Annotated in this window: 9 protein-coding genes; 6 read left to right on the top strand and 3 right to left on the bottom strand. The window is 34.2% G+C overall.

Annotation, left to right across the window (positions count from 1 at the left end; translation table 11 throughout):
- Positions 1-24 precede the first annotated feature (24 nt).
- From LNP81_RS12560 to LNP81_RS12545, 4 genes are all read left to right on the top strand, one after another.
- On the top strand, positions 25-825 hold the full coding sequence (locus LNP81_RS12560; RefSeq protein ID WP_230036277.1) for an alpha/beta hydrolase: 801 nt from the start codon (positions 25-27) through the stop codon (positions 823-825).
- Between the two features lie 22 nt (positions 826-847).
- Positions 848-1858, top strand: coding sequence for a dipeptide epimerase (locus tag LNP81_RS12555; RefSeq protein WP_230036275.1), 1011 nt, complete (start codon positions 848-850; stop codon positions 1856-1858).
- 5 nt (positions 1859-1863) lie between these two features.
- Complete coding sequence (locus LNP81_RS12550; protein ID WP_230036273.1) at positions 1864-2889, top strand: aminotransferase class I/II-fold pyridoxal phosphate-dependent enzyme; 1026 nt, start codon at positions 1864-1866, stop codon at positions 2887-2889.
- A 147-nt stretch (positions 2890-3036) separates the two neighbouring features.
- Positions 3037-3501 (top strand): DUF1456 family protein, encoded by a 465-nt coding sequence (locus LNP81_RS12545; RefSeq protein ID WP_194616402.1) that lies wholly within the window; start codon positions 3037-3039, stop codon positions 3499-3501.
- A 159-nt stretch (positions 3502-3660) separates the two neighbouring features.
- On the opposite strand, the gene LNP81_RS12540 is transcribed toward LNP81_RS12545, so the two are convergent.
- Both LNP81_RS12540 and LNP81_RS12535 read right to left on the bottom strand, forming a co-directional pair.
- Positions 3661-4365, bottom strand: a complete 705-nt coding sequence (locus LNP81_RS12540; RefSeq protein ID WP_230036270.1) for a LytR/AlgR family response regulator transcription factor — start codon at positions 4363-4365, stop codon at positions 3661-3663.
- Between the two features lie 4 nt (positions 4366-4369).
- Complete coding sequence (locus LNP81_RS12535) at positions 4370-5410, bottom strand: sensor histidine kinase (RefSeq protein ID WP_230036268.1); 1041 nt, start codon at positions 5408-5410, stop codon at positions 4370-4372.
- A gap of 220 nt (positions 5411-5630) precedes the next feature.
- On the opposite strand from LNP81_RS12535, the gene LNP81_RS12530 reads away from it, so the two are divergent.
- Positions 5631-6434 carry a DUF5694 domain-containing protein gene (locus LNP81_RS12530; RefSeq protein ID WP_230036266.1) on the top strand — a complete coding sequence of 268 codons (804 nt, stop codon included), beginning with the start codon at positions 5631-5633 and terminating at the stop codon, positions 6432-6434.
- A 320-nt stretch (positions 6435-6754) separates the two neighbouring features.
- Here the strand turns inward: LNP81_RS12530 and sucC are convergent, their stop codons facing one another.
- The gene (sucC, locus tag LNP81_RS12525; RefSeq protein WP_065448167.1) at positions 6755-7948 is read right to left on the bottom strand and encodes an ADP-forming succinate--CoA ligase subunit beta; all 1194 of its coding nucleotides are present in this window, start codon (positions 7946-7948) and stop codon (positions 6755-6757) included.
- Positions 7949-8363: 415 nt separating this feature from the next.
- On the opposite strand from sucC, the gene gltB reads away from it, so the two are divergent.
- A complete protein-coding gene (gene gltB, locus LNP81_RS12520) occupies positions 8364-12878 on the top strand; it encodes a glutamate synthase large subunit (RefSeq protein WP_230036265.1) in 4515 nt (1504 codons plus the stop codon).
- The last annotated feature ends 90 nt before the right edge of the window (positions 12879-12968 follow it).

The raw sequence follows: 12968 nt of genomic DNA, 5'->3' as shown, positions 1-12968 counted from the left end.
TTAAATCTAAAATGCAAAGAACTCATGATTAGAGGATTCTTCTTTTTTATAATGCTTTGGATAACCTCTGTCACAAGCGCGCAAGAAAGTACCGCTTCAAAAAACGTATCTACTTTTACGATCGAAGCGCCTCAACTTAAAACCACTAAAAAAATCTGGATTTACCTTCCGAAAGATTATTCGGCTACAGCCAAAAAATATAGCGTGATTTATATGCACGATGCCCAAAATCTATTCGATTCTAAAACCGCTTATTCCGGAGAATGGAATGTCGATGAAAAACTGGATAGCCTGAAAGCCCAGGTAATTGTAGTGGGAATCGAGCACGGAAATGAAAAACGCATCGACGAATTAACACCATTTAAAAATGAAAAATATGGTGGCGGAAATGCCGATAATTATCTTGATTTTATTGTAAAAACATTAAAACCTCATATCGACAAAAATTACAGAACCAAACCAAAAGCCAAAAACACTATTATTATCGGAAGTTCTCTTGGCGGATTAGTTTCATATTATGCCATTCTAAAATATCCCGAAACATTTGGCAAAGCAGGCGTTTTTTCGCCTTCCTTTTGGTTTTCGAATGACATTTATACTTTAACGGAAAAAGCTCCCAAAATAAAAACCAAAATTTATTTTTTGTGTGGAGATAAAGAAAGTGATGATATGGTAAAAGATATGACCAAAATGGAACGTTTATTAGATACAAAACGTTGCTATTGCTTACATCTTACCAAGTCTAAAATTGTAAAAGGCGGCGAACATAACGAGAAACTCTGGCGGGATGGATTCGTAAAAGCAGTGCTTTGGCTAGGTTATTAATAAAAAACAATCAAAAAATATTATGGAATTAATTTTAAGAGAATACAATCTAAAACTAAAACATACTTTCACTATATCAAGAGAATCAATTGATTTTCAGCCGTCGTTAATTGTCGAACTCAAAAGTGATGGTTTCTCGGGTTTTGGAGAAGCTACTTCAAATCCGTATTATAAAACTACGGTTCCTATGATGATGCAGGATTTAGAAGAAATCAGGAACATTATTGAAACGACCGAAAATGAAACTCCTGAAGTATTTTGGGCAAAAATCTATCCGTATTTAAAAGACGATATGTTTGCTTTGTGCGCTTTAGACTTGGCGCATAACGACTTGTACGCACGCAAGAAAGGAAAGAAATTGTATGAATTATGGAATTATTCAATCGAAAAAAATCCGCTTACAGATTATACCATTGGGATTGCTTCGATAGAAAAAATGGTTTCGAAAATGCAGGAACTTCCGTGGCCAATTTATAAAATAAAATTAGGTACCAAAGAAGATATTGCGATTGTAAAGGAACTCAGAAAACATACTAATGCCATTTTTAGAATCGATGCCAATTGCGGTTGGGGCGTTGAAGAGACGATAAACAACGCGATTGAGCTCAAAAAATTAGGCGTAGAATTTCTGGAACAGCCTATGAAAGCCGATAATTGGGAAGCGCATAAAGAAGTTTTCAAACATTCTGTCCTGCCTGTAATTGCTGATGAAAGCTGTATTATCGAAGAAGATGTTGCCAAATGTTTCAACCATTTTCATGGTGTAAATGTAAAACTGGTAAAATGTGGCGGATTAACTCCCGGAAAGCGCATGATAGAAGAAGCGAAAAAACTGGGCTTAAAAACCATGGTGGGCTGCATGACCGAATCGACTGTGGGAATTTCGGCAATTGCACATTTATTACCTCAATTGGATTATGTAGACATGGACGGAGCATTACTTTTGGCAGAAGACATTGCAACCGGAGTAACAATAAAAAATGGTGTTATTCATTATTCTGAACTTGACGGAACCGGAGTTACTTTATTATAAAAGCTATGAATGTCAATCAATTTCCGGATAGGATTATCGAAATCGACCAGGAACAGTATTTGTATTTTGGAGGAACGGCTTATTTGGGATTACCAACCAATAAGGAGTTTCAGGAATTGGTGATTAAAAACATTCGGAATTGGGGAACAACTTACGGTAGCTCGAGAAGTGCCAATATAAAACTAACGGCCTATGAAAATGGTGAGACTTTTTTAGCCCATCATATCAAAGCCGAAAGTGCTGTTACGGTTTCTTCCGGAATGCTCGCAGGTAAACTCGTTATTGATGAACTAAAAAAACAAACAGATTCTTTTTTCCACTTTCCGAATACACATCCTGCAATTCAGATTAAGGATAGTTCGCCTGTTTTTTTTAATGGAAATATAAACCCACGTTTGTTAGATTCTCAATCAGAAAAAATCACGATTTTAACTGATGGTGTTTCAGGGTTTCAGACTAAGGCGATTGATTTGTCTATTTTGGCCACGATTCCTGATCATAAAGAAATTACGCTTCTTATTGATGAATCGCATTCGTTTGGAATTTTAGGCGAAAATGGCTGTGGAATTTATTCTGAAATAGATCTTCCAATCAAACGAAAAATCATGATTTCGTCTTTAGGAAAAGCATTTGGTTTAAGCGGTGGCGTTATTGCAAGTGATGCTTCTTTTATTAATCAAATAAAAAATCTCGACATTTTTATTTCTGCTGCGGGAATGAATCCTGCCTTTGTTCAGACTTTGGCTGATGCAGCAAATCTTTATAAAACTCAACATCAAAAATTACTGGAGAATCTGAATTATATTGATCGAAAGTTAATCAAAAATCAAAGTATCAAATTTAACAAAACCTATCCTCTGATTTATTTAGAAAACGAGAATTTGATAGAAACATTAAAAGCCAACAAAATCATTATTGCCAATTTTAAATATCAGGAAAACGCCAATAATCTAAACAGAATTGTAGTTACGGCTAATCATCTTCGTGAAGATTTAGACAAATTAATAAATATCTTAAACGAAAAGGTTTGACACTAATTTCACAAATTTTCACGAATTAAAATTTAAGCGCAATAGAATTTGCGGAAATTCGTGAAATTCGTGGCAAAAAAACTTAGCTCAACTCAATAAATTGCATTCAAATTACTTTTAAAACGTACCTTTGTAAAAAATTAAACGATGACGAACAACGATATCCTAAAAAAACTTCGCGTGGCTTTGATGCTCCGTGACGACCAAATAGTTGAAATTTTAGAATTAGTAGATTTTAGAATTTCAAAATCTGAATTGGGAGCTTTTTTTAGAGCCGAAGATCATGAAAATTACATGGAATGTGGTGATCAGGTTTTGCGTAATTTCTTAAACGGATTGGTAATTCATTTAAGAGGAACGAAAGAAAACCCTAAAAACCCAAATGATGTTTTAGCAAAACATAAAGCTGAAATTCCTAAAAAAGACAGTACTAAAGAAAGACCTGAATTTAAAGCCAGTGCAAAAGATGCTGAAAAAGGAAGAGGCGATAAAGCTCCTTCTAAAACAGGACCTGCCGCTAAAAAACCTTTCAAGAAAAACAATACTAAAACTGCTCCTAAAGTACAGGTTGTAGAAAAAGTTGTTTACAAAAACGGAAAAAATAAGAAATAAAATTTAACCGCAAAGGGCGCTAAGAATTACGCAAAGTTCGCAAAGTTTTATTGATAAAGCTTTGCGAACTTTGCGTTTATATAAATTCTTATAATTAAAAATCCTTGCTCCCGATAGCTATCGGGATTGCGGTTAAATCATCATCAAAATAAAATAGATCTATATCTTATTCTGATCAATTCGTTCAAAAAAAGCATCTTTATACGTTGCCCCTATAGGCAATTCTTTACTATTAATAAAAACAGAAAAACTATCTGTAGATTCTATTTGTTTTAACGAAACTACAAAGGATTTATGTATTTGGATAAAGTCTTTTTCGGGCAATGATTCAAGTACGTTTTTTAAAGAAGAGTGAGTAATTAACTGCTGTTTTTGAGTATGAATACAAACATAATTCTGAAGACTTTCTACATATAAAATATTCTCTAAAAACAATTTCTGGAATTTATTTTTCCCATCGGTTTTCACAAAAATAAACTCAGATGAATTATTGGTTACAACTTCTGTTTTTGGTTCAGCATTTAGTTTAGAAACTGCCTGATAAAAACGTTCGAAAGCAATTGGTTTCAGTAGATAATCAATAGCATTAAGCTCAAAACCTTCTAATGCAAAATCAGGATATGCTGTTGTAAAAATGACTTTTATATCTTTTGAAATTATCCTGGAGACCTGCAAACCTGTGAGTTGCGGCATCTGAATATCCAAAAAAATAACATCGACGCTTTGTGTATTCAGAAATTCTAATGCTTTTAATGAATCATTAAAAACGCCTACTTTTTCGAGAAAAGATACTTTTTCGATATAATTTTCGAGTATGCGCGTTGCTGGCGGTTCATCATCAACAATGATACATTTAAAATTCATGGAATTATTTTTTTAGTGGTATTTTTAAATAGGTTTTAAAGGTATTATTTTCTGCTATTTTCTCCAGTATAAATTGATCTTTATATGTGTACTCTAAACGTTTGGTCAGATTTTCGAAACCAATTCCGGTCGAGGAATAATTCTCTCCTCCTACGTTATAATTAAAGGTTGATAGCTCTAAAAAGTCTCCTTTTATTTGGATCGAAATAATCGCTTTTTCATCCGGATTATTGAGTTTTGCATGTTTAAAAACATTTTCGATAAAATGAATTAAAGCCGATGACAGAATTTTTTCGGTTGCATAATTTCCTTCAATTTCAAAGTCCAGACAAAGCTGATCTTCAAATCGTTTTTGCTGCAAATGAATGTAGTTTTGCACAAACTGAATTTCATTAGAAAGTAACACTTCATCTTTCTCTGTTTCTGTAATCACGTAGCGCAACAAATCTGATAACACTAAAATATCCGAAGCCATTTTATCGTCTTTCAAAATCAACTGACTATAAAACGAATTAAGCGTATTAAACAAAAAATGCGGACTTACCTGCGATTTAAGCATTTGAAGCTGAGCCTTTTTATTTTCTAATAACAATTCCTGGTTTTGCTTATTGGCATCCTGAAATTGCCAAAACAAATAATTAAGAGCGCTTAAAATTACAGATGGTAATCCGAAGAAAAAATTATCCCGAATATAATATCCAATTTTACGTGTTTCCTCTCCGTAATTGTGAATTCCCGTAATTTCAAACACAACTACTTCCTGCAAAAAATAACGGACTCCTGCAAAAATTAACAATGAAACAGGAACGCTTAAAAAGTACCATAACATCCTTTTTTTATTTAAAAACCAGTCACAAAATGTATAAAAATTCAGAAGATAAACGATGAAAATAGAGAGTAAAAAACCTGAATTAAAAAAGAAATACATGATACTGAAAACAGACTCCAATTTTCGATTACTCACGCCAATATCCCAAAGATAAAAGGTTAGAAACAATCCTAAGAAAAGGAGAATATGATAATAAAAAGGGATTTTGAGCTTCATAATAATGCTGTTGTTATTTCAAAAATACAACTATGCAATTACATGAATACTATGTTTATACAAAATAGCTATTTTCTGTGACGAACTATTAAAAACGATACACGAAATTTTTTGACAGCTTATTTTTAATGTTTGTGATTTGAAATATCATGTTCATCAAAAACTAAAATATGATGAGAAAAGCTGCAATACATTTGCCTTGAATTTAAAACAAATCATCATGAAAAAAATCGCTTTATTACTCGTTTTTACAATGGTATTAACGACTGTTTCTGCTCAAACAAAAAAGAAACAAATATTATTATTTGGAAGTTTCCATTTTGAAAATCCGGGACTTGACGTTGCCAAAGTAAATACCTTTAATGTAATGTCAGACAAAAGCCAGAAAGAACTTGAAAACATGACAAATAAAATTAAAAAGTTTGGTCCCGATAAAATCTTCATTGAATGGAATTATCAAAAACAAGCCAAATTAGATCAATTTTATGCCAAGAACACTGATAGTTTACTTAAGAATGATTCAGATGAAATAGTACAAATAGCTTTAAGATCAGCTAAAAAATTAGGTCACAAAAAGCTATACGGAATTGATTACAAAGGCGCTGATTTCCCGTATGACAGTTTGGTAAAAGGAATGAAAGAAGCTGGTCAGCTTGATTTAATCAAAAGAAATGACGAGACTATGAAGCATTATGAAACAGATTTCAATACAAAAATTACAAAGTATTCTTTAACAGAACTTCTTTTAGATATTAATACAAAAGCATCAAATGGCGACAATCTCCAGTGGTATCTTGAAACTGCCATCAAAGGTGGAAAAACTGATAATTTTGTGGGTGCTTTTTTAGTTTCAGAATGGTACAGAAGAAATCTTTATATGTATGCTTTAATTCAAAAACTAACCGAAAGCAAAGATGATAAAATAATGGTTTTACTAGGCGCCGGCCATACGGCAATGATTCGAGAATTTGTCAAGCATAATCCTGAATTTGAAATTGTTGAATTGGCTACGGTTTTAAAATAGTTTTCTAACCGCAGAATTGTGATAGTTTTTACTCGCAAAGTCGCAAAGTTTTTGAATAGCCTCCGGTTTTAACTGGAGGTATGAGAATTAATTAGAAAAAGGCTTTAGCCAAACCGTTACAAGTTTGGCTAAAGCCTTTTTCTTCTAATCTATATTGTCATCCAGCTGAAGCTGGACGCTATTCAATCTGCTTAATCTTTAAACTTTGCGTCTCTGCATCTTTGTGAGATTATTTTTATACACTCCGTTAAATTAAACTCCAAAAAAAATCCTTCCAATGACTGGAAGGATTTTCTATATATAATTGATTTCTTATTTGATTAAGAAAGTGCAGCTTTAACTTGATCAGCAGCTTCTTGAAATTGAGTAGCTGATAAGATTGGCATACCTGAATTGTCAATTAATTCTTTTGCAATTTCAGCATTTGTTCCTTGCAAACGAACTATAATTGGCACATTGATAGCATCACCCATATTTTTGTAAGCATCAACAACTCCTTGCGCCACACGGTCACAACGAACGATTCCACCAAAAATATTGATTAAAATAGCTTTTACGTTAGGATCTTTTAAGATAATTCTAAAAGCAGTTTCAACACGTTTTGCATCAGCAGTTCCACCAACGTCTAAGAAGTTAGCAGGCTCAAAACCAGCGTATTTAATTAAATCCATAGTTGCCATTGCAAGACCTGCTCCGTTTACCATACATCCTACAGTACCGTCAAGATCTACATAGTTCAAACCTACTTCTTTAGCTTCAACTTCGATTGGATTCTCCTCACGGATATCTCTCATCTCAGCATATTTTGGTTGTCTGTATAAAGCATTATCATCGATATTTACTTTAGCATCAACAGCCATAATTTTATTATCTGAAGTTTTCAAAACCGGGTTGATTTCAAACATAGAAGCATCAGAACCAATGTAAGCATTGTATAATGAATCGATGAATTTCACCATTTCTTTGAAAGCATTTCCAGAAAGACCTAAGTTAAAAGCAATTCTTCTTGCCTGAAAACCTTGTAATCCAACAGAAGGATCAACTTCTTCAGTAAAAATTAAATGAGGAGTGTGCTCAGCAACTTCTTCAATATCCATTCCACCTTCAGTAGAATACATAATCATGTTACGACCAGTAGCTCTATTTAATAAAACAGAAACATAAAATTCAGAAGTTTCACTTTCACCAGGATAGTAAACATCTTCTGCAACTAATATTTTGTTTACTTTTTTACCTTCTGCAGAAGTTTGAGGTGTAATCAATTGCATTCCGATGATTTGTCCAGCAATTTCTTCAACTTGTTGCAAGTTTTTTGCTAACTTAACTCCACCACCTTTTCCACGACCACCTGCGTGAATTTGTGCTTTTATTACGTGCCATCCTGTACCAGTCTCGGCAGTTAATTGTTTTGCAGCAGCCACAGCTTCGACTGCATTGTTAGCCACAATTCCGCGTTGAATGCGTACTCCGTAACTTGCTAAAATTTCTTTTCCTTGATATTCGTGTATGTTCATAATATAGAATTTGTCTGGTTCTGAATTTATTTCAGAATAAAAGTGCGACAAAAGTAGCAAAATTCAACTGAATAGTAAAATCTTTTTCAATTAAAAAACGTGTGAGATATTTATAAAACGTTTATTCTTTTTCAATGCAAAGAAATAGTTAACTAAACAATTTGTTAATATTAACTCAAAACGACTAAAACGTTTGATATTTAACAAAAACTTCACTGTATTTACTAGCCTTACGGTGATTTTTCTTAATATATTTTAATAGCCGTTATCATTTTATCAATTCGCAATGGTTAATATAATATTATTATCAATTAAGAAGCGTTTTTCTAATATTACAATAAAAATGTAAGTCGAATTACTATTCCACTACATTATATTTAACGAAATCTTTATTTTTGTAGAAAAAATATCAAGAATGAAAGTTAAAGAACAAGGGCTTTATTTGCCTGAATTTGAACACGACAATTGTGGTGCAGGATTTATTTGTAATTTGAATGGTATTAAATCTAACGATATTATTCACAAAGCATTGGATATCTTAATAAAATTGGAACATCGTGGTGCCGTTAGTTCTGATGGAAGAACTGGAGACGGGGCTGGAATTTTATTCGATATCCCACACGCTTTCTTTAAAAAAGTATGTGACTTTGAAATCCCTGAAACACGTGAGTATGCAGTAGGAATGGTTTTTTTACCAAAAAGCAAAAACCAGGTTTCTTTTTGTATCAACGCTTTCGAATCGACTATTAAGGATCAGAACTTAAAGATCCTGGGTTGGAGAGATGTACCTGTTGAAGTAGAAAATTTAGGGCAGATTGCCGCAGAAAAAGAACCAACAGTTAAACAGGTTTTTGTTAGCAAGAACGGTCAGGATTTAACTGAAAACGAATTTAATGCAAAACTTTTTGCAGCTAGAAAAATTGCTGAACATGCCGTAAGAGGATCTAAAACCTCTGAAAGCCATATGTTTTATTTCTCTAGTTTATCGACAACTACCATAATATATAAAGGTCTATTGATGCCGGAAGACATCAGCCGTTATTATGTTGACTTAAAAGATCCAGATTTAGTGACTCGTTTGGCGTTAGTGCACCAACGTTTCTCTACTAATACTTTCCCTTCATGGGAGTTAGCGCAGCCGTTTAGATACATGTGTCATAATGGTGAGATTAATACATTACGTGGAAACGTAAGCCGTATGCGTGCTCGTGAAGAATTGATGGAAAGCAAAGTTTTTGGAAATGATATCAAAAAATTATTCCCAATTATCTTAGAAGGAAAATCAGATTCTGCTTCTATGGATATGGTGGTAGAACTTTTATTAATGACAGGTCGTTCATTGCCGGAAGCGATGATGATGGTGGTTCCTGAAGCTTGGGAAAAACACCAAACGATGTCTCCTGAAAAAAGAGCATTCTACGAATTCAACTCTTGCATTATGGAGCCTTGGGATGGCCCTGCTTCTATCCCGTTTACAGATGGTAACGTAATTGGTGCCTTATTAGACCGTAACGGTTTGCGTCCTTCTCGTTATACATTAACCAAAAGCGGTTTCGTAATCATGTCATCAGAAATTGGTGTATTGGATGTTGAGCCGGAAGATGTAGTACAACACGGTCGTTTAGAGCCAGGAAAAATGTTCTTGGTTGATATGAACGAAGGTCGTATTATTGAAGATGATGAAATTAAAAAAGCAATTGTAACCAAACGTCCTTACCAGGAATGGATCGATGCTAACTTGTTACAATTATCTCAAATACCTTATACTAATAATCCAACTCCTGTTGAGAAACTTGATTTTCTAACAAGACAAAAATTATTTGGTTATACTATCGAAGATTTAAAAACAATCATTAACCCAATGGGAGCTCAGGGCGCTGAAGCCATCAGTTCTATGGGTAACGATACACCATTGGCTGTATTATCAGATCAGCCACAATTATTGTACAACTATTTCAAACAATTATTTGCTCAGGTTACCAACCCGCCTTTGGATGGTATTCGTGAAGAAATCATTACTGATATTAGTTTAGCAATTGGTGGAGATTTTAATATTTTTGAAATTGAATCTAAACAATGTAAAAAACTAAAAATCCAGAATCCGGTTATTTCTAATGAGGATTTGGATAAAATAAGAAACATTGATCACGCAGATTTCAAATCGGCTACTATTTCTACTTTATACAAAATAGAAAAAGGAGTTAACGGTTTAGAAAGAGCATTAGAAAAATGTGTTCAGGCAACTTTTAAGGCTGTTTCTGAAGGATGCAACATCATCATTTTGTCAGACAGAGGAGTTAGCGAAGAATTGGCTCCAATACCAATGTTATTGGCTTGTTCTTACATTCACCACTCTTTGAACATTTTACAGGTTCGTTCTAAATTCGGAATCATCATCGAATCTGCCGAACCACGTGAGCCGCATCATTTTGCTTTATTGTTTGGATATGGTGCAAGTGCCATCAATCCTTACATGGTAAACGAGATCATTCACGATCAGGTAAACCAAGGATTCATTACAGGAGTAAAAGCTGATTATGCGATTGTAAATTACAACAAAGCGATCGCAAAAGGTATCCTTAAAATCATGAACAAAATTGGTATCTCGACTTTACATTCGTACAGAGCTGCTCAGATTTTCGAGATTTTAGGTTTAAACAAAACTTTTACTAATAAATATTTCCCATTCACTCCTTCAAGAATCGAAGGAATTGGTTTGATGGAAGTAGAAAAAGAAGTGAAGAAACGTTTCCAAAAAGCATTTCCAAACTCTAAAATTGCCAACTTGCTTTCTTTAGAAATTGGAGGTATTTACAGATGGAGACGTGGTGGAGAAAAACACATGTTTAATCCAACAACGATTTCAAAATTACAACAGGCCGTTCGTTTAAACAGTCCTGAAAGTTATAAAGAATATTCTAATATGGTCAATGAGCAAAGCTCAAACTTAATGACTATTAGAGGTTTATTCGAATTCAATAATTTAGACCCTATTTCTATTGATGAAGTAGAACCTTGGACAGAAATTGTAAAAAAATTCAAAACGGGTGCGATGTCTTACGGATCTATCAGTAGAGAAGCACATGAGAATTTAGCGATTGCAATGAACAGAATTGGCGGAAAAAGTAACTCTGGAGAAGGTGGAGAAGATCCTAAACGTTTCCAGAAAGAAATTAACGGAGATTCAAGAAACAGTGCTATCAAACAAGTGGCTTCTGGACGTTTTGGTGTTTCGATTAACTATTTGACAAACGCTAAAGAAATCCAGATTAAAATGGCTCAGGGCGCAAAACCTGGTGAAGGTGGTCAGCTTCCTGGAGAAAAAGTAGTGCCGTGGATTGCTGAAACAAGAAACTCTACTCCTTATGTAGGTTTGATTTCGCCTCCGCCACACCACGATATTTATTCTATTGAGGATTTATCTCAGTTGATTTTCGACTTGAAAAATGCCAATCGTGAAGCACGTGTCAACGTAAAATTAGTTTCTGAAGTTGGAGTTGGAACTATCGCTGCCGGTGTTGCCAAAGCAAAAGCTGACGTTATCCTGATTTCAGGTTATGACGGAGGAACTGGTGCTGCACCATTGACATCTTTACAACACACTGGAATTCCGTGGGAACTTGGTTTAGCAGAAGCACAACAAACTTTGATCTTGAACGATTTAAGAAGCCGTGTGGTTCTTGAATGTGATGGACAATTGAAAACGGGTCGTGACGTAGCTATCGCTGCATTGTTAGGAGCCGAAGAATTTGGTTTTGCTACTGCACCGCTTGTTGCTTCTGGTTGTATCATGATGAGAGCTTGTCACTTGAATACTTGCCCGGTTGGTATTGCTACTCAGGATCCTGAATTGAGAAAAAATTTCAAAGGAACTCCGGAGCACGTTATTAACTTCATGTATTTTATTGCAGAGGAATTAAGAGAAATCATGGCGCAGTTAGGTTTCAGAACCTTAAAAGAAATGGTGGGGCAGTCACAAAAATTAAATGTGAACAAAGCGATCAAACATTACAAAGCAAATGGATTAGATTTATCATCAATTTTATACAAACCGGAAAAAGCTAAAACAGAGCCAAATCATAATACAACTACACAAGATCACCAGCTTGAAAATGTATTGGATTTTGATATCATTAAAGAAGCTATTCCTTCTATTTATAGAAAAGAAAAAACAAGAGTTACATTTAAAATTAAAAATACAGACCGTTCTGTAGGTGCTATTTTGAGTAATGAAATCTCAAAAATATATGGCGCACAAGGTTTACCTGAAGACACTATTTTAGTTGATTTTGAAGGTTCTGCCGGACAAAGTTTTGGTGCTTTTGCAACAAACGGATTGTCGTTTAAAATTCACGGAAACTGTAATGATTACTTAGGAAAAGGTCTTTCTGGAGGAAAACTAATTGTAAAAGTACCTCCTACTGCAACTTTCAAACCTGAAGACAACATCATTATTGGAAACGTTGCCCTTTACGGAGCTATTACCGGAGAGGCTTATATTAATGGAATGGCCGGTGAGCGTTTTTGTGTGAGAAACTCTGGAGCAACTGCTGTTGTTGAAGGAATTGGAGATCACGGATGCGAATACATGACAGGTGGTACAGTGGTTGTTTTAGGAAAAACAGGAAGAAACTTCGCAGCGGGTATGAGCGGTGGTGTTGCTTATGTTTACGATCCTAAACAACAATTTGATGCAACAGTATGCAACATGGAAATGGTTGCTTTTGATCCTATCGAAGAAGAAGATGTGACTAAATTGAGAAAACTAATCAAAAATCACTCTTTGTACACCAACAGTCCATTAGCAAAAAGAATTTTAGCAGACTGGGAAAATGAACAAAACCATTTCGTAAAAGTAATGCCAACTGATTACAAAAAAGCATTGCAACGAATTGCAGAAGAGAAAAAAATAGAAGAATTAATTGCTTAATAAAAATCAATTTCAAAAATCAAATTTCAATGGCAATGCCAAAACGCAATGTCAATAACAATTGAAATTTGGAATTTAAAGAAATTGGAA

It is taken from the genome of Flavobacterium piscisymbiosum (genome assembly GCF_020905295.1).
GTDB lineage: Bacteria > Bacteroidota > Bacteroidia > Flavobacteriales > Flavobacteriaceae > Flavobacterium > Flavobacterium piscisymbiosum.
The sequence above is the reverse complement of the archived record's forward strand: the minus strand, read 5'-3'. Positions and strand labels throughout refer to the sequence as shown.